Annotated in this window: 17 protein-coding genes and 1 pseudogene; 10 read left to right on the top strand and 8 right to left on the bottom strand. The window is 54.2% G+C overall.

Going from position 1 to position 18,227, the window contains the following annotated elements; translation table 11 throughout:
• Positions 1-18: 18 nt before the first annotated feature.
• Positions 19-492 (top strand): nucleoside deaminase, encoded by a 474-nt coding sequence (locus ACT3T7_RS14425; protein ID WP_444631404.1) that lies wholly within the window; start codon positions 19-21, stop codon positions 490-492.
• 68 nt (positions 493-560) lie between these two features.
• Here ACT3T7_RS14425 and ACT3T7_RS14430 read toward each other — a convergent pair.
• A pseudogene (locus tag ACT3T7_RS14430) lies at positions 561-703 on the bottom strand (YqaE/Pmp3 family membrane protein).
• 148 nt (positions 704-851) lie between these two features.
• On the opposite strand from ACT3T7_RS14430, the gene ACT3T7_RS14435 reads away from it, so the two are divergent.
• On the top strand, positions 852-2,906 hold the full coding sequence (locus tag ACT3T7_RS14435) for a TonB-dependent receptor family protein (RefSeq protein WP_444631405.1): 2,055 nt from the start codon (positions 852-854) through the stop codon (positions 2,904-2,906).
• A gap of 102 nt (positions 2,907-3,008) precedes the next feature.
• Here ACT3T7_RS14435 and ACT3T7_RS14440 read toward each other — a convergent pair whose 3' ends face one another.
• From ACT3T7_RS14440 to ACT3T7_RS14450, 3 genes are all read right to left on the bottom strand, one after another.
• Positions 3,009-5,528: a glucose/quinate/shikimate family membrane-bound PQQ-dependent dehydrogenase gene (locus ACT3T7_RS14440; RefSeq protein WP_444631406.1), complete on the bottom strand. Its 2,520-nt coding sequence runs from the start codon at positions 5,526-5,528 to the stop codon at positions 3,009-3,011.
• 237 nt (positions 5,529-5,765) lie between these two features.
• The gene (locus ACT3T7_RS14445) at positions 5,766-6,770 is read right to left on the bottom strand and encodes an NADP-dependent oxidoreductase (protein WP_444631407.1); all 1,005 of its coding nucleotides are present in this window, start codon (positions 6,768-6,770) and stop codon (positions 5,766-5,768) included.
• A gap of 261 nt (positions 6,771-7,031) precedes the next feature.
• Positions 7,032-7,355 carry a septal ring lytic transglycosylase RlpA family protein gene (locus tag ACT3T7_RS14450; RefSeq protein WP_406565430.1) on the bottom strand — a complete coding sequence of 108 codons (324 nt, stop codon included), beginning with the start codon at positions 7,353-7,355 and terminating at the stop codon, positions 7,032-7,034.
• A 376-nt stretch (positions 7,356-7,731) separates the two neighbouring features.
• On the opposite strand from ACT3T7_RS14450, the gene ACT3T7_RS14455 reads away from it, so the two are divergent.
• The 3 genes from ACT3T7_RS14455 to ACT3T7_RS14465 all read left to right on the top strand — a co-directional run bounded on the left by ACT3T7_RS14455 (position 7,732) and on the right by ACT3T7_RS14465 (position 10,656).
• Positions 7,732-9,159, top strand: a complete 1,428-nt coding sequence (locus ACT3T7_RS14455) for a hypothetical protein (RefSeq protein ID WP_444631408.1) — start codon at positions 7,732-7,734, stop codon at positions 9,157-9,159.
• Between the two features lie 109 nt (positions 9,160-9,268).
• Positions 9,269-10,042, top strand: a complete 774-nt coding sequence (locus ACT3T7_RS14460; RefSeq protein ID WP_444631409.1) for an RsiV family protein — start codon at positions 9,269-9,271, stop codon at positions 10,040-10,042.
• Positions 10,043-10,083: 41 nt separating this feature from the next.
• On the top strand, positions 10,084-10,656 hold the full coding sequence (locus tag ACT3T7_RS14465) for an NUDIX domain-containing protein (protein ID WP_444631410.1): 573 nt from the start codon (positions 10,084-10,086) through the stop codon (positions 10,654-10,656).
• On the opposite strand, the gene ACT3T7_RS14470 is transcribed toward ACT3T7_RS14465, so the two are convergent.
• Entirely contained in the window at positions 10,639-11,517 is an 879-nt protein-coding gene (locus ACT3T7_RS14470; RefSeq protein WP_441679094.1) for a DMT family transporter, read from the bottom strand. The two genes, ACT3T7_RS14465 and ACT3T7_RS14470, sit on opposite strands and share 18 nt — an antisense overlap.
• A 101-nt stretch (positions 11,518-11,618) precedes the next feature.
• Here ACT3T7_RS14470 and ACT3T7_RS14475 point away from each other — a divergent pair, with 101 nt between their 5' ends.
• The 5 genes from ACT3T7_RS14475 to ACT3T7_RS14495 all read left to right on the top strand — a co-directional run bounded on the left by ACT3T7_RS14475 (position 11,619) and on the right by ACT3T7_RS14495 (position 15,739).
• Positions 11,619-12,491: a LysR substrate-binding domain-containing protein gene (locus ACT3T7_RS14475; RefSeq protein ID WP_441679093.1), complete on the top strand. Its 873-nt coding sequence runs from the start codon at positions 11,619-11,621 to the stop codon at positions 12,489-12,491.
• Positions 12,492-12,574: 83 nt separating this feature from the next.
• A complete protein-coding gene (locus ACT3T7_RS14480; RefSeq protein ID WP_441679092.1) occupies positions 12,575-13,132 on the top strand; it encodes a cytochrome b in 558 nt (185 codons plus the stop codon).
• 66 nt (positions 13,133-13,198) lie between these two features.
• Entirely contained in the window at positions 13,199-13,567 is a 369-nt protein-coding gene (locus ACT3T7_RS14485; RefSeq protein ID WP_444631411.1) for a hypothetical protein, read from the top strand.
• 70 nt (positions 13,568-13,637) lie between these two features.
• Positions 13,638-13,922 (top strand): hypothetical protein, encoded by a 285-nt coding sequence (locus tag ACT3T7_RS14490; protein WP_444631412.1) that lies wholly within the window; start codon positions 13,638-13,640, stop codon positions 13,920-13,922.
• A gap of 161 nt (positions 13,923-14,083) precedes the next feature.
• Positions 14,084-15,739: a multidrug ABC transporter permease/ATP-binding protein gene (locus ACT3T7_RS14495; RefSeq protein WP_444631413.1), complete on the top strand. Its 1,656-nt coding sequence runs from the start codon at positions 14,084-14,086 to the stop codon at positions 15,737-15,739.
• A 56-nt stretch (positions 15,740-15,795) separates the two neighbouring features.
• Here ACT3T7_RS14495 and fhuF read toward each other — a convergent pair whose 3' ends face one another.
• The 3 genes from fhuF to ACT3T7_RS14510 all read right to left on the bottom strand — a co-directional run bounded on the left by fhuF (position 15,796) and on the right by ACT3T7_RS14510 (position 18,198).
• On the bottom strand, positions 15,796-16,572 hold the full coding sequence (gene fhuF, locus ACT3T7_RS14500) for a siderophore-iron reductase FhuF (RefSeq protein WP_444631414.1): 777 nt from the start codon (positions 16,570-16,572) through the stop codon (positions 15,796-15,798).
• A 160-nt stretch (positions 16,573-16,732) separates the two neighbouring features.
• Positions 16,733-17,500: an ATP-binding cassette domain-containing protein gene (locus ACT3T7_RS14505; RefSeq protein WP_441679088.1), complete on the bottom strand. Its 768-nt coding sequence runs from the start codon at positions 17,498-17,500 to the stop codon at positions 16,733-16,735.
• Positions 17,501-17,604: 104 nt separating this feature from the next.
• On the bottom strand, positions 17,605-18,198 hold the full coding sequence (locus tag ACT3T7_RS14510) for a cytochrome b (RefSeq protein ID WP_444631415.1): 594 nt from the start codon (positions 18,196-18,198) through the stop codon (positions 17,605-17,607).
• Positions 18,199-18,227 lie beyond the last annotated feature (29 nt).

The raw sequence follows: 18,227 nt of genomic DNA on the forward strand, positions 1-18,227 counted from the left end.
TCGACAGGAGACGACGGGATGAATGACCAGGAACTCACTTACTTGACCCGTGCCATTGAGCTGGCTGAAGAAGCCCTTGAAGCGGGCGATGAACCCTTTGGCAGCGTGCTGGTAAGTGCACAAGGGGATATTCTTGCCGAGGACCGTAACCGAATTGTCAGCGGTGACGTGACGCAGCATCCCGAGTTCACGCTGGCACGTTGGGCAGCACAGCACATGACGCCAGAGGCGCGGGCCAAGGCAACGGTGTATACCACGGGTGAGCACTGCGCCATGTGCGCAGCCGCGCATGGGTGGGCAGGGCTTGGTCGGATCGTTTATATCAGTTCATCTGAACAGTTAGGGCGTTGGCTAGATGACCTGGGCGTCGCCCCACCGGCGGTAGCCTCCTTCCCTATTCAGCACATTGTGCCAGGGCTTGAAGTAGCAGGCCCGTTAGCGGGGTGGGATGAAAAGGTCCATGCGCTGCACCAACGGCGCCATGCGGTTTAGCTAGCAGCAATAAAAGAGCCGCCCAGGCATTTGTCCAGGCGGCTTCAGGGTTTATCTATGTTGTACAATCAGTGCTTTAAAATCACATAAAACGCATGAATGATGCCGGGGATAAAGCCAAGCAGCGTCAGGATGGTGTTTAGCCAACAATAGCCTTTTAGGCCAACCTCTAAAATACACCTAACGGCGGTAGGATGATGGCAACAATCATCTTGACCGGATCCGTTGCTGCCAACGCCACAACGCCCCCTTTGCTTATATAAATTGTCATCTGCGGCGTTATTTCTATCTTTAATTAACGCTTTTTTTCAACATCCTTAACGATCATTTTGTTATCAGAAAAACGGGGAAGGGAATCCATGTATAAGTTACTACCGCCATCACTGCTACTTGCAAGCTGCGCTGTTTCTGGCCCGCTTTGGGCACAAACCGAGCCGGTATCTACCCAAGCACTGCCCACTGTTGAAGTGAGTGCACCCCGTTTAGCACGTGAGCTTTATGCCACACCGGCTGCGGTTTCAATTCTGGATCGAGACGCCATTGCTCAGGGCCAGCAGCGCGTGCGGTTGGATGAATCGCTGGTACGCGTGCCGGGTGTGTTTGTACAAAATCGGGATAATTTTGCCCAGGGCCAGCGTATTGCAATACGTGGCTTTGGTGCGCGTGCTCCGTTTGGCGTGCGCGGTATTACGGTGATGGTTGATGGCATTCCTTATACCTTGCCCGATGGCCAAGCGCAGTTGGACGCCATTGATCTGGACAGTGCCGAGCGCATTGAGGTGATTCGTGGGCCTTCCTCGGTACTTTATGGCAATGCCGCCGGTGGGGTGATTGATGTGACGACCGCTGACGGGCGTGATAATCCAGGTACACGGCTGCGAGTAGGGGTAGGCAGTGATGGGTATCGCAAAGCTGCCCTGCAAACCGGTGGCGCCCAAGGGGAGTGGTCACACCACGTCAGTTTTTCAGCCTTAAATATGGACGGTTATCGCGATCAGAGCTCTACTGAAAAGTACTTGTTGAATGCCAAGCTACGCCGGGAACTGGGTAGCGAGCGTGCGTTAACGGCGATTGTCAACCTGCTGGAAAACCCGCGCTCGGAAGATCCCGGTGCACTCAATGCTGGCGAAGTGGCTAGCGGGCGCCATCAGGCGGCACCCAATGCATTGGCGCTTGATTCACACCAAAAAGTCGACCAGCAGCTAGTCGGTTTGCAGTATGAAGATTTGGCCGCAGGCCCAGGGGAACTCTACCTTAAAGGGTTTATTGCGCGCCGCGATTTTGAGCAGCAACTGCCCTACAAGGGTGACAGCCGTTTAGGGTATAAGCGTGATTATATGGGGGCTAGCGTTGAATACCATCATGATATTACTCTGGGCGAGCTACCGCTGAGCTATGCCGCGGGAGGGGATGTCGCGCGCCAGAGTGATGAGCGCTTCCGCAATAAAAACGATCAAGGCGCGGTAGGTGATCAAGTGGCGGATGAAACTCAAAAGGCCACGTCGGCGGGTATTTTTGCTCAGGGCGATTTGGATATTACCGAGCAGGTAACGCTATCGCTAGGCGCGCGGTTTGACCGTGTGGAACTGGATATAGATGACCGATATATCGCCGATGACGATGGTGACCAAAGCGGTGATCGTACCTATAACGAGTGGAGCGGCTCTGCCGGGCTTAGCTATCGCTATCGTCCTCAGCATCAGGTGTATATCAGTACCGGGACTGCCTTTGAAACGCCTACATTTGTTGAATTTGCTAATCCGGCAGGCGGCGGCTTTAACCCATCCATTGAGCCGCAAAAGGCCTGGAACCGTGAAATAGGCATGCGCGGGTATATTGAGCCGCTAGCGATGGATTACGACGTTGCCTTATTCTCGGTACGTGTGCGTGATGAGCTAGTACCTTATGTCGATGAAAATGAACGTACATTCTATGAGAATGCAGGCGACACCAACCGCGATGGCCTGGAAGTGGCGCTGGGCTGGCAGCTTGCCGATCAGTGGCGGTTAGACAGTGCGTTGACGCTGGCGCGCTATGAGTTTGACAAGTTTTCCACGCCTGATGAGCGCTTTGATGGCAAGCGTATTCCCGGCTTGCCGGAGCAAACCTGGGTCAACCAGCTTACTTGGGAGAGCTCAGCGCACCGCTTTGCCACGCTTGAAACGCAATACACCGGCGATATGGTCGCTGATAACGCTAATGAAACCGATATAGATAGCTATTGGCTGGTGAACCTTCGCGTGGGTGATGGTTGGCAACTGGGAAGCGACTCACGTTTAAACGCTTATGTGGGTGTGCGTAACCTGTTTGATCAAGAGCACTATGCCAACGTTCGTTTGAACGGCACCTATGGTCGTTACTATGAACCGGCACCGGGGCGCAGCGTTTACGGTGGGGTAGAAATGCGCTTTTAAGCCCGAGGTTTCAAGCCTTCGGTAATGGCCACTACATGGTAATGACAGCGGGCAGCCCAAGTGGGCTGCCCGCTGTGTTATGTCTAGACGATAAGTAAGCGCTTATTCAGGTAGCGCGTACCCGATAACGTAATCGCCCATTTTGGTTCCGAAGGTGCCGTGACCACCCGCTGTTACCACCACGTACTGACGGCCATCGGCGCCGGTATAGGTCATGGGAGTGGCTTGGCCACCGGCGGGCAAGCGTGCTTTAAAGAGCTCTTCGCCCGTGGTGATGTCGTAACCACGCAGATACTGGTCCAGCGTGCCCGACATAAAGACAACGCCGCTGGCGGTGGAGAGCGGGCCGCCTAGTGCCGGAACACCCACCGGCAAACCAAACGGCAAATCAAAGGGCATGCTGTCACGCGTAGTGCCGTTGCGGTGCTTCCACACGACCTCGGCATTTTGCAGATCGATACCCGCTACATCGCCCCACGGTGGTGCCTGACAGGGCAAATCAAAGATCGACAGCAGCGGCCCTAGTTCGACGGCGTACGGGGCTCCTGCGTTTGGCTGTAGCCCTTGCTCGCTAGCAGACCCCTGGCCTTCTTCAACCTCATCACGTGGAATCAAGCGCGAGATAAATGCCAAGTACTTGGCCCCGGTGAAGAGCGCCTGGCGCTCAGGGTCAACTGCGACGCCGCCCCAGTTCATCACCCCGACGTTACCCGGGTAGATGATGCTGCCTTCAAGCGAGGGGGGCGTGTATTGGCCTTCATAGCGCAGTGAGTTGAACTGAATACGGCACATCATTTGATCAAACGGTGATGCACCCCACATGTCGCGCTCGGTTAGCGGTGGGGGTAGCAGATTGAGTGCCGAACGCGGCTGAGTTTCTGCTGTCCAGTCGCCTTCAATGGCGCCCTGGGGCGCAGGGATTTCTTCAATCGGCACGATCGCTTCGCCGGTTTCCCGGTTAAGCACGTAAAGGCTGCCCTGCTTTGTCGGCTGAATCACCGCAGGTTGAACGCCGTCACTGGTCGCCAAATCAATCAGTACGGGTTGGGCGGGCATATCCATATCCCACAGATCGTGATGAACGAACTGATAGACCCAAGCAACCTGGCCGGTTTCGAGTTCAAGCGCCACCAAGCCTGCGCTGTAGATTTCATCGTTTTCGGTACGGTCCGCGCCATACTGGTCGGGCGTTGCATTGCCCATCGGCAGGTACACCAGCCCCAGCGTTTCATCAACGCTAATGGGCGCCCATACGTTGGGCGAGTTGCGCGTGTAGGTTTCGTCATCGGCAAGCGGTTCTGTTTCTTCCGGGTTGCCGCTATCCCAGTTCCATACCAGCTCGCCAGTGCGCACATCAAAGGCGCGGATAACGCCTGACGGCTCATCGGTTGAGCTGTTATCCGTCACGTGGCCGCCCAGGATGACCAGGTTCTCGGTCACGGTAGCGGGGGAGGTGGAGTAGTAGCCGCCTGGGTTGAAGTTGCCGATGTTGCGGGTTAGATCAACTTCGCCGTTTACCCCAAACCCTTCGCACGGCTCACCGGTGTCGGCATTCAGGGCGATCAAGCGGGCATCGGCGGTGGGCAGGTAGAGACGGCGCGGGCACATCACATCGGTTTGGCTAATAATTGCCGAGGGCGCATTGTCAGCATCACCTGCAGCGGTTTCTGTCAAACCACTAAGAATAGCAACGTCGATATCAAAGGCGCTGGCATCCGCAAAAAGTTCAGGCGCCTGAGCGCCTGCTTCGCTCGCATCATCTGTACCGCTGTCTGCGTAGTTGGCAGCATCGTAGTACGCAAGGCCTCGGCAGGTCATGTGCGCCCAGCCCGAGAAGTCGACGGCGCCCTGGGTGCTAATTTGCGGGTCAAACTCCCACAGGGTTTCACCGGTTTCGGGAGAAAGCGCCATAGCGCGGCTGTGAGAGGTGCAGATATACAGGCTGTCGTTAACTTTTAACGGCGTATTCTGGTTGGTAATTTCGGGAGGGGCGTCGGGGCCCGCCTGGTCACCGGTCTGAATACGCCATACTTCTTCCAGTTGACCAATATTCTCAGGGGTGATTTGACTTAACGACGAGTAGTGCGTACCCGCGTTGGTGCCGCCATAGGCGGGCCAGTCATCGCCTGCTACCTGGGCGGGGTTGACGCTCTCACTACCCGACGTGCTGTTATTGGCAAGCGTGCCATCAATGGTCGTGGGGTCATCAAATTGGCTGGCGATAGCCACCACTATAGCGGCTGCAATGCTGGCGCTCAGCGCAAGGCTGCCGCCTCGTGAACGAAGCGGCTTTCGCCACCAGGGAAGCAGCATGATGATGCCGATGAGCGCAAGAATGGCGACGCGGGGAACCAACTGCCACCAATCCAGGCCAACTTCCCACAGTGCCCAAAGCAGCGTCGCTATTAAAATTAGCGCATAAAGCCAAAGGGCAGCGCCCCTGCGCATAGCGAGTAAAATACCGGTGGCGGTAATGCCAATGCCAACGATCAAATAGTAGGCACTGCCGCCGAGGCTAATGAGTTTGCCGCCGCCTACCGCTAACGCCAGGCCTGCAACAATCAGTAAGAGGCCTAGCAGTAAGGCAGGCCATTTCCCACGTGCTCGCGTATTTTCATCCATGAGTGTTCCCCCTGTTTATTACGATTGACAGCTTATTACGTTTGATAGCTGTTGATGGCTAGGCTTGGTACCGGCTCCGACGGGGTTTACCCATCAAACAGGTGACTGAGCTGCGCCGAAAGTACCAGTAATGGATGTGAACTGATCAAACGGCGTTGGATAGCGCATAAAAAAGCCACGCTATAAAGATAGCGTGGCCATGGTGTGTTGCTACTATTTATTCATTCTAACACGGTGTTAGCGCTCTAGTGCCACTAGCATCTTGCCAGTATTACCACCTTTGAACAGCTCCAAAAACGCCTCCGGTGTGCCCTCCAGGCCCTCTTTAACCGTTTCCTTGTAATCAATTTTACCCGCCGTTACCTGGGGAGCCACTTCCTTGAGGAACTCAGGGTAGTGATCCCAATGGTCTGCCACAATAAATCCTTGCATCTTCGCTTTGCGTACCACCATTTGAGACAGATTGCTGGGGCCTGGCGTGGGTTTTTCGGCGTTATAACTTCCGATCATGCCGCAGACCGCAATACGAGCGCCTTCATTTAGCTGGCTTAATGCGGCTTCCAGGCAAATGCCTCCCACATTTTCAAAATAAACGTCAATGCCTTCGGGGCTGGCCAGCTGTATCGCATCGCTTAACTCGTGAGCGCTGCGGTCGCGGTAGCTAACGGGCTCAACACCCAACGACTCAAGCCACGCAAGCTTATGCGCTGCACCTGCAATACCGACCACGTGACAACCCTTGGCCTTGGCAAGTTGAACCACTAGTGAGCCCACCGCACCGCTGGCAGCACTTACCAACACATTGTCGCCAGGGCGGCACTCGGCAATGCGGTTAAGGCCGGTCCAGGCAGTCATGCCAGGCATGCCCAATACCCCAAGATATGCCTGCTCGGGTACATCAGCGTTGGGTAGTGGATAAACGCCTGATGAAGAGATCTGAGCGATATCGCGCCAGCCACCCATATGGCTAACAATATCGCCCTCTTTTAAGCGTTCATCGCTGGAGGCAATCACTTCGCCTATTGCGCCACCTTCCATCGGCTGACCCAGCCTGAACGGTGCGACATACGTATGTTGCCCGCTCATACGGCCGCGCATGTAGGGGTCTACCGAGAGCCAGCGGTTGCGAATACGCACTTCACCTGGGCTGAGATCAGGAAGTGATTGGGAGTCCAGAGTGAACAGTTCACGTTCGGGTAAGCCGTTGGGGTAATCGGTGAGGGTAAAGAAATGAGACTTCATGCATACCTCCAGTCACGTGAAAGCGTATTAACGTACTTGAAACAGATGTACTTGAAGCATAGAGATCATTACCTTGCGCGCAAGTTCGTTTTTTTTTGAAGTCATTTATGCGGTAAGCCAAGCATCTAAAACACCAGGCAAGAACAGGAGATAAAAAAACAGGGCGCTCAAATGAGCGCCCTGTAGGATTCAGCGAATAACAGAAGTGATGTGTCGTTGAGCGGCTAAGGGGTACCACACACTTAGGGGGTGTGCTATCCGTTAATCCAGCAACGTTACCATAACCGGGGCTACTCCCTGGTTTAGCATGCCCAGTGTGCGTGCTGCTCGTTTGGATAGATCAATAATCCGCCCTTTTACAAAGGGGCCGCGGTCATTGATCAGCACTTCTACTTCTTGCCCTGTATCAGGGCGGGTTACCAGCACTTTCGTCCCAAACGGTAAGCTAGGATGAGCAGCGGTGAGTGCCTGCTGGTCAAACGCTTCTCCGCTGGCAGTGAGCGCGCCTTGAAAGCGATCACTGTAGTAGGAAGCAACGCCTTCCTGTGTATCTGTGTCGTTGGCAAACGCGCTATTTGCTGTCATGGCGATAAGCAGGACAGCTAAACAACTCGTTCGAAATAGTCGTGTAGGGGCTCCCATTGGAGTACCTCAGTTATTCGTGTCGGTCGAGAGTCTCGCAAGCATCAATGAGGTGCCGGATAGGCGAAGGGATGGTAACGCGCTCTTTCAGAGTCAGCAAGCTTTAAGACGTTCGGTACAATTGGCCCCAAAGTTACGTGTTTTTTGATGTTCCCGTTATGACCTTGCATTTCAGGGGGTTAACGGGAGATGTCGGAATATAAGTAAAGTTCTTCTGGTACATTAAAATGATACCGCTCATTGAGCATTTTACTTACCATTACGTATTATTAATCTTGCTGAACGACCCATCCTTCCGTCATTGATCAAGGACGCCCTAATGGCTAAATCCTCTCCTTTTGCGCTAATCGTGGTTGCGGTAGGGGGAGCTGTTGTCGGCTTTTTAGCTGCACAGACGCTCTCTTCCGATGCATCTTCCTCTTCCTCGGTGGCGTCTCAAACCGCCGAACAAACTGCACTGGCGGGGCTGGATAGCATTACGCTTGGCGAGCAACTGCGTGGGGAAATTACGGCCAGTGACCTGCTTAATGGCAATGATGGAAGCCGCTACGACCGCTACATGATGACGCTTGATGAGAGTGATCTGGTTGAGTTTAGTTTGCGCGGTGCCCTGAATGGCATCGTAGCGCTTTATGATGATCAGCTTCAGCTGTTGAGCGTAGCGCCTACTGCACGCCACCGTATTGAGCAAGCGGGCGATTACATGGTGGTGGTCAGCGGTGCTGATAGCAACAGTTACGGCCCTTATACGTTGAACAGCCGAGTGGTTGAACTAAGCGATAGCACGGTATTGACCCTTGATGCTCCACTGGACAGCTGGTTGGATGGCACTTCTAGTGAGTATACGCTGACCATCGAAGAAGCGGGCATGTATCAGTTGGAAATGCGTTCCGATGAGTTTGATGCGTATCTTGAGCTTAGCGGGCCAAATGGCTATTTCCGAGAGGACGACGATAGCGCGGGGAATTTGGATGCCCGAATTTCAGACTTCCTGGTGCCAGGTGACTACACCGTAACGGCGCGCACACCTTATGACGAAGGTGCTGGACTTTTCACGCTGACTGCTGAGTCGCGCGAATTACCCGGCGATGGCGAGCTGCGCAACGACGGCAGCATTGTGCCCAACGACTCATTAAATGGTTTGTATAGCGGCCAGAATCTTAGCTATCAGGTTGAAATTGAAGAAGCGGGCATGTACCAGATTGACATGATGTCGGATGATATTGATGCTTACCTGGTGCTCGAAGGTCCTGATGGCTATTACCGTGAAAATGACGATGGCGGCGATAACCTGAATGCCCGTATTGCTGATTTTTTTGAGCCCGGTACTTATCAGTTAACGGCGCGTACTGCTTATGGCAGTGATAGCGGTTTGTTCAGAATTACCTTGGCACCGCAAGAGCTACCTGAAGGGGTCGAGCTGCGTAACAGCGGTGCAATCACGCTTGGTGAAACGTTAAACGGTTGGTATACCGGTGAGTCACTGGTGTACGGGCTTGAGCTAGCCGAAAGCTCATTAGTCACCATCGATATGCGCTCCAGCGACTTTGATGCTTATCTGGAACTTGAGGGCGAAGGTGTCGCTGTTAGTGATGACGATGGTGGTGCCGGTACCAATGCGCAACTGCAACAGCAATTGCTGCCGGGTACCTATACGGTCATTGCGCGTGGCTTTAGCACGGCGAGTAGCGGGTTGTTTGAACTTGACGTAACCGCTGAGCCAGCGCAAATGCAGCCCAATATGTAACTGATTACGCTATTTTAAGCTGTTGTTTCTCTCCTTGGTGGGCAAGGGCGCTTAAGTATGACTAGACTCAACTTGGCGCCCGACAAAATGCCTTACATGGAGATAAAATATGCTTCGTTGGAAAATGAGTGTATGTCCCGCTGCGGTTCTGCTGCTTAGTGTCTGCCAATCAGCTAATGCTGAAACGGCCGATACCAGCGCCCTCGTATACCAGCCATTGGATAAGCAGTATTCATCTCCTGATTGTCAGGATGAGCATTGTTCAACGGTGAAGATCTCTGCATTAACGTTTCCTGATAACCCCGCATTAACAGAGCAGGTGCAAGAGCGTCTGCTTGCGCTTGCCTTGGGTATCACCGATGGCGACGACACGCCCGCTGACGACTGGGATCACTTCGCGGATGAGTTTTTTCATCGTGCTGAAGAGGACAATACCAGGCTGCCTCACCCGATGGCGAGTGAAGCACAGCTGAGTGCCAGCGTGTTTTCCCGTCAGAACGACCTTCTGGTGCTTGAGCTTGATAGCTATGTGATTTATGCAGGCCAGGCCCACGGTTTACCATCCACGCAGTTCATGGTCATTGATGAGCGTTTGAATGAGGTGGTGACTCTCGATGATATGCTCATGGCTGGCGGTCAGGAGGGTTTTGATGAAGCGTTAGCCGAGGCGCATGAGCGCTGGATGAGTGAGCAGGATGTTGGCGAGGATTTTGCGTCCAGCTGGCCATTTACTGACAGCACCAACGTGGCACCGCTTGAAAAGGAGTGGATGGTAAAATACAACGTGTACGAAATTGCTCCCTATGTGATGGGGCAGCCTGAGTTAACGATCCCTGTTGAGGAATTAAAAGGGATTGTTGAGCCTCGTTATTTAGGTCAATGATATTTGTTAACGCAATTGGCTTTATAAAGGAGTAAACAGTGGTGGTGGCAGACAGGAGCACATCGGAAATACACCATCATCCTAGTGCTTCTGTCCTGCTGCCCACTATTAACAATAAACAGGCACGGATGGCGATGAATCAACCACTGGAAGCACGCCGCTGGGTGCGTTTAGTTATCGTAAACGCGGAAGGAAAATTACTGTTATTGGCTGATCATGAGCATCAAGCGCAGCAGTGGGGGACTGTAGGAGGTAGCGTATTGCCTGAAGAGGATTATCCCGCCGCTGCTATGCGCGTTTTGGAAGCCAACACGGGCCTTGAGTGTCCATTAGGACCTTTGCTACGTGAATATGAAAGCAGTCATAGCGTGCAGGGCGAGGGCGCTGAACGTGAGTGCGAGCGCTACTTTCTTGTACGTTGCCCTGACACCCATGACACGATGAAACCCACCATAGAAGTGAGCCAAAATTCTCAGCCAGCCTACCGTTGGTGGACGCTAGCTGAGATGAACGGTGGCGCCGATGATGTGTTTAAACCGAGCTGGCTGCCGGCGCTTCTGGCAAGCGTACTGGTTAGCGAGCCGCTTTCAGGGTCTTCACCGGCCAGCGTTTAAACAGCCCACCACTACCAGCAGCGCCGCAGTGGGTAAGCGCCAATCCAGTACGCTAACGCCCGCAAGTACCAGCAAAAGGCCCGCTAAAATGGGCACGCCATAGGCAAGGCTGCCAACCAGGCTTGCATGCCCCCAGCGCAGGGCTTTATCCCAGGCTACCATGGCGATTCCGTAAGGCCCTAACCCCAACGCAACGCCCGCCAGTAGCGCTTCACTGCTGGGTAGAACCAGCTGGCCTTCCACTCCGATACTGGCAAGCGTCGCGATGGCGCAGGCAATCAGCAGCAGGCGAGGGAGAAGTGGCGTAATGCACACGGGTGCGGCCTGGCTTAACCATGAATAGAGTGCCCAGCAGCAGGCGGCAAGCAAGGCGAGCCCATAACCCAGCGTTGCTCCTCCCAAACCATTACTTAATGCCTGTGGCACGAGCAGAATGGCAGCCCCTGAAAAGGCAACCAGCGCCCCGGTAATACCGGCCAAGCGTATCCGACCAAAGCGGCTCCACTGGCTTAACAACACGAAAAGTACTGGCCAGGTGTACGTGATAAGCGCAGCCTCGGCCGCAGGCGCAAGGCGCATACCTATAAAGTAAGTGCTTACTGCGCCCAATATCAACAACGGAATACCTACCCAGATGCCTAACTGCCAGTTCAGGCTGCAGTGAGTGGTAGTAACGCGGCGGCTTAGCGGCAGTGTGGCAAATGCGCCAGCTAGCAGTGTTAAAGCGGTTAGCTGCAAGGGCGAAGAAGAGTGAGCACGTTCAGCAAGCAAGGGGGCCACGCTCCACAGGATGACAGCCACTAGCGCGGCGCCAACACTATACCAACGAGGAAACACCATAGGGGAGTGTGTACGTTGCATCGATGATCTCCTTGCCTGGAACATATGCAACGCAGCATACTCGTTAATAACACATCACAATATCGATCTTTTATGATTGTTTTAATCAATAATGGTGATATATGCGGGCGCCAACGTTAGACCTCACGCTGCTACGTACGCTAGTAACGATTGCCGATACCGGTAGCGTCACGGCGGCGGCGAAACGGCTGGATTACACGCAGTCCACGGTGAGTATGCAGCTTCAGCGTTTGGAGGCTCAGCTGTCGCTCAGCCTGCACGAACGTGATGGACGGCGTATCCGGTTCACACCAGATGGTGAGCGGTTACTTACTCACGCACGGCGCATCCTGGCGCTTAACGACGAAGCATGGGGCGATATGCAGGCCCAGCAGGTAACCGGGAATCTGACTTTGGGCATTCCAGAAGATTACGCATCGCTGCTGCCGTCGGTATTTGCCTACTTTCACCAGCTTTATCCAGCGGTGGGGCTTAAGGTTATTTGCGGAACAAGTGCCCACTTGGTTGAACAGGTAAAAGCCGCTGAGCTTGATTTAGCCTTGGTGACGCGCCAACGTAACTCACCCGGTGGCGATGTTATCCGCCGCGAGCCGCTGGTCTGGGCGGTGGGCGTTAACCAGCAGCCGTTACTCAGTGACCCTATCCCGCTGGCGCTTTACTCACCAGGTGCCGATGTGTTTAGGGAAGTCGCCGAGCAGGCACTGCATGGCGCCGGGCGTAACTGGCGGGTGGCGTATACCAGCCAGTCGATGGCGGGGTTGGCACCGATTGTCATTGCCGGGCTTGCCGTTGTCGTGGTGACACGCAGCATGTTGACACCTTCACTGCGTCCGCTGGATGAAAGTAGCGGCCTGCCCGCCTTGCCCATGATTGAGCTGGCGCTGCACCGAGCGCCTCATCGGCCATCCGAGCCAGCCCGGCGCTTGGGCGAGTTGATTCGTGAGCAGCTAGCGGCTCCCAGTGAGGCGCTATAAGATCAAGTGTAAAGCGTTGAATGATTAATCGACGTAATATAGCTAGACTAAACGCCATATAACGTTGCTGCCAGGAGTGCTCAATGCACGAATTGGATCACTACATTTATCCACACCGGGTGCTGCATTGGCTGGTGGCTGTCGCCGTACTACTTGCTTTGGCCAGTGGCTTAACCATCGGAACGATAGGGTATGAACGTACGGTGGCGCTGGTAGGCAACACGTTCACTAACCTGCTTTATACCAGTCATAAAACCCTGGGGTTAACGATTTTACTGCTAATGACCCTGCGCATAATGACCCGCATGGCGTTTGTCGTGCCTGACCACGACCCGCCCTTGAATGCGTTTGAGCGTATTGTCAGTACCAGCGTGCATCACCTGCTTTATTTGGCGTTGGTGATGATGCCGCTGCTGGGTTGGGTCGCGACCGCCAGCGGTGGGTATCCGGTTGAATTCTTTCAGTGGCAACTGCCTGCGCTGATCAGTGAACGCCCAGCGCTTTCTGACCAGCTCTACACATGGCATGGACGTCTTGGCTGGGCCATTGTGGTGTTAATCGTTTTGCACGTGGCGGGAGCGTTATTTCATTGGCGGGTAAAGCGCGATAACGTCATCAAACGTATGAGCCTATTCGACTAGGTTTCAAACGACTGGGTTTCAAGCGACCAGGCTTCAAGCCCAAGCCTTCGCAGGGAGCGATGATATATGGGCCTACAGATCGCTTTCATTATCGGTTTGGCCGCCGTGCATATCTTTGCCAGCAGGCTTCGAAAGCTAAGCGCTGTGCCTCGCAGCGCTTGGCTTTCGTTAGCAGGTGGCGTCTCGGTTGCTTATGTCTTTATTCATATATTTCCTACCCTAAGCGATGCTCACGAAACCATTAACGCCCATGGGCTGCTGGAGGTGCTGGAGCATAATGCCTATATCGTGGCGCTCATTGGGTTGGCGGTATTTTATGGGCTTGAGCAAGCCGCGACAAAGCATTCACATAAAGGCCAGCAGGATAAACCGATTAATGTTCAAAAGCTGAAGGGCGTTTTTTTGGATACATATAGGCTCTTTCTCGCTTTATAACGCGCTGATTGGCTACCTACTGGTTTACCGCAATAATGAATTCCCCGCTATTATCTTTTTCTTCCAGGCGATGAGTGCACACTTTTTGGTCAACGACCATGGCTTGGTGCGCCATCACCGGGATGTCTATTTAAGCAAGGGCCGTTGGGTGCTGGCTACGGCGGTGGTTGTCGGCTGGCTACTGGGGTTAACGGTAGATGTCTCTGAACCCATTGTCAGCCTGCTTTATGCGTTTGTGGCCGGTGGTATTGTGCTTAACGTGTTGAAAGAGGAGTTGCCGGAAGACCGCCATAGCCGCTTTTGGCCCTTCGCGTTAGGCGCGCTTATCAGTACCGTGCTGCTGGTGTTTTCGTAGATTCCTGCGTCGATCTGCAGACGCTCATTTACTATTTGCTTCATGGGCCGTTTGGTCGCTGCGTATGAACGCCTCATTTGCAAATGAAAATCACTTTGCGCATTGACTTGACGAGGTAGTCCGTCACAATTTGCTGCCTATCTTTCTGTCAGGAAGCGCTAATGGAGTTGTTGCAGGTTGTCTTTCGTCATTACCGCTGGCCATTTTTAGGGGCCATTGGGTTAAGCCTTTTAAGCGCGGGCCTCGGGGTTGGCGTCATTGCCTTTATTAATCAGCGCTTGATTGAAGTTGGCAGCCCGCTTTCAGCGCTGCCCCAGTTTTTGGGTTTGCTATTTGTGTTGCTCGTTGTGACGCTGGGGACCCAGTTAGCGATTACCCTGCTGGGGCACTACTTTGTGTATGACCTGCGCACAAGGCTTGTGAAGCGCATTCTGGACACCGATATCGAGCGGCTTGAACAGTTGGGTAATGCCACGCTGCTGGCGAGTCTTTCAAGTGATGTGCGTAATATCACCATTGGTTTTGTGCGCCTGCCTGAGCTTGTGCAGGGTGCCGTGTTGGCACTTGCTTCGGTCGCCTATTTGGCGTGGCTTTCACCGAAAATGGTGGTCATTACCGTGATATGGATTGCGGCCACGATGGGGGTGGGCTGGGTGCTGATTTCGAAGGTATATCGGCACTTTAGCCTGGTACGCGAAAGCGAAGATCGTCTCTACAAAGATTACCAATCCGCCATTGAAGGGCGCAAAGAGTTAGCGCTCAACCGTGACCGGGCTCAGCACTTCTTTGATGCCACCTTCACCCGCAACGCGCGCGAGTATCGCTATCATATTATTCGCGCGGATACGTATCATCTAAGTGCGGGGAACTGGTCCAACATTATGATGCTGGGAGCCATTGGCGTGGTGTTTTTCATGGCCAACGGGCTTGGCTGGGCGACACCTGCCGTTGCCGCTACCTTTGCATTGACGTTACTGTTCTTACGCACGCCTTTAATTCAAGCCATCGGCGCCTGGCCCACCTTGATAAGCGCACAGGTCGCGTTTGATAAGCTGGCGAGCCTGGAGCTTGCTGAGCATCAGCCGGGCTTTGCGGTTGATGACGCCTTTGCTGCCTGGCAGCGCCTTGAGCTTGTGGATGTGACTTATCACTATCCTGGCAGTGAGCAGAGCGAAGGGTTTCACGTTGGGCCCGTCAATTTGACGCTTGAGCGCGGCGAGCAGGTATTTTTGATTGGCGGTAACGGCAGCGGAAAATCCACCCTGGCGCGTTTGTTAACTGGCTTGTATCAGCCGCAAAGCGGGCATATCAAGGTGGATGGACAGACGCTCACACAGGCGCAGTGGCAAGGGTTTCGAGCGCGATTTGCCAGTGTATTTACCGACTTTCATCAGTTTGACCTGGCGATGGGGGCGGACGGGAAAAATGCCGACCCTGTGCTGGTAGCGACCTGGCTTGAGCGGTTACAAATGCAGCAAAAGCTGAAGTGGGAGGATAATCGGGTCATTAATACCCAACTTTCCCAAGGGCAGCGCAAGCGCCTGGCACTGTTACTGGCGATTGCCGAAGAGCGGGATATTTTACTACTTGATGAGTGGGCCGCCGACCAGGACCCTCAGTTCAGGCGGTTGTTCTACCGAGAACTATTGCCGCACCTGCGTGGTATGGGCAAAACGGTGTTTGCGATCAGCCACGATGATAGCTACTTCGTACATGCCGACCGTTTGCTGGAAATGTCCCAAGGGCAGCTAAGAGAATTAACCGGCGCGCAGCGCGATCTGGCAAGCCAGGATGCGGTCACTCAGATTAACAGTTGATGTTAAAAATCTGAGGTTAGAGATCTGAAGTTAAAAAATATACAGCTAGACAGCCGTTAGGTGGCTCGTTTGCGGGCCACTCGGTCACACCCTTCCAGCGGACAATTGCTGCACACGCTGAACTCATCCAATAAATAGCGCAGGCAGCAAAGCTTGCGTACTTGCTTCACCTCATCGCTGCCCTTGGGCGTATACGTGCGTACTGGCTCAAAGAGCGGATTGCGCTGGCCATCAATATGGCGTGATTCCAACAGCGCTCGGGCAGCGCTAAGCGCCGCTTGGTTCACTTCCGGGTGTTCGGCAAGTACCTTCACATAGTAATCCAGATAGCCACCGGCGTTGCTCCAGAACACGCGGGGGGCTGCGCCTGAAATGGCGGACAAGCGTTCAATAAGTGGCGCCCAGTGCTGGGTAATTAATTTGGCAAAACGTTCGCTGGAATCCTGAGCGTCCATCAACGCGCCTTCATAAGGTAGCCAAAGCTGTGTTGTACAGCCTTCATCATTCAAAATGACGTGTACATCATCCAGCTCTACCGGTAGATCACGGTTAAGAAGCAGGTGAGAAGCGAGGGTAGGCACGGTCAACGCGCTGAAATGCCACTTCGACCACAGCGACGTAATGGCGCGCTTGTCGCCACCCGGGTAGCGAGCAGCGTAGCGCTCCAGATCCTGTTCCAGCAGTGCTGCATTGCGCCAGCGCGAAGCCTTTACTGCACCGGCCGGTGGCGTGCCGCCAATCAAGGGCGGGGTAAGCAGCACAAGTGCGCCCTGATAGCAGTCAGCGAGCGAGGGCAAGGTACAGGCAGAGTGGGTCAGGGCTAGCGGTGGCATAACAAAACTCCCGACATGAACTTGTAAAAGTTCAAGCACACTTGCGCAAACAGTAACGATGTGGCGTTAGCGCAGGTTGAAAGTGAAGGAGTCAGCTTAATCGATAATGCTTATCAGTTGAAGTGTTAGTTGCGAATCAGTGCGTTTTACAAAAGCGCGTTTATTGAGCGACCGCGATATTATGCTCGCCGTTAGGGTGTTGCATGACCTGCATGGGCAACCCATAAATAGCTTCCAGGGTGCTATTACTCATCATGTCACCTGGCGTGCCGTGAGCGAGCAAGCGGCCGCTGTGTAGGGCCATCAGCTCGTCGCAGTAGCGCGAAGCCATATTAATATCGTGCAGAACGATAATAACCCCCAGGCCGAGCTCATCGCAGAGCTTGCGAATGAGTGCGAGGACTTCCATCTGGTGGGCAATATCCAGCGCGGCCAGCGGCTCATCAAGCAGCAAAAAGCGGCTACCCTGTGCCAATAGCATGGCAAGCCAAACGCGTTGGCGCTCACCTCCAGAAAGCGTATCGACCAAGCGGTCGGCAAACGCTTCGGTATGGGTGAGCGTGATGGCTCGGTCAATCGCGTCTTTATCTTTCTGGTTATGACGGCCCAGTAGGCCGTGCCACGGGTAGCGGCCAAAAGCGACCAATTCTCGGCCGGTTAAATTTTCGGCGCTGGGTAAGTGCTGGGGAAGATAGGCCACCTGGCGCGCAAACTCCCGGTTGCCCCAGGCACTGAGCGAGCGTTGGTCAAAATAGATCTCGCCCTGGCTTACCGGCTGCTGCTGGGCCAGTAGCTTGATCAGAGTCGATTTTCCCGAGCCGTTATGACCAATCAGGCCGTAGACCTTGCCTTGCTGAAAGGTATGCTCAATGGGCTGTAAAAGGGGCTTGCCGTTGATCGCAAAGGTAGCGCCTTTGACCTCGAACATGGAGGACTCCTGGCCGTCAGAAGGTGATTACGAAAACCCGATTGTATCGTTAATGGTTATCATTTAGTAGCGCTGCTCCAGCGCTTCGCACAAACGGCTGTCTATCACGAAAGCGGGCCGGCCATCCGGGAAAACACACCGTCCTTGAGCACCGTACGGTGTATAAGTGCCATTATCACGTGCCCAGCCACCAGCGCTAAAAGCAGCCAGGCGAGCGGACTATGTAGTGCGTTGGCTGTCGCTATCATCCATGGGATCTCGCGCTCGGCTGCATTGAAAAGCGGTAGGCCGTAGACATCCAACGCACCGCCTCTGCCGTACTGGCGCAAGATGGCAAGCGTGGGTAGCGCGATCAGCAGTGCATACAACGTGACATGCCCGCCATGTGCTAGCGCACCCCTTATCCCAGGCGCATACGAAGGACGCTGCTGGCGATTTAGCCATGCCCAGCCCGCACGCAGTAACGTTATCACTAAAAGTATAACGCCCAACGAGCCGTGGGGGCCGATGCTTGATAGCAGTAAGGTGAGGGGCGTTTCGCCAAACCCGCGCCACGCCAGCACAACGCTGAACTGAAGCAGTACGATAGCGGCCGTTATCCAGTGCAGAGTGCGGCTTATGAGGCCATAGCGCGTAGCACTGTCTCGCCAGCAGGAGTGAGGGTTTGTTAGAGCAGCAGGGGAGGTTATGTCGGCCATTATTATCGTTCTCGGTTCATTAACTGTTT

Origin of the sequence: Halomonas sp. 111 (assembly GCF_052379685.1) — a bacterium.
GTDB lineage: Bacteria > Pseudomonadota > Gammaproteobacteria > Pseudomonadales > Halomonadaceae > Vreelandella > Vreelandella citrativorans.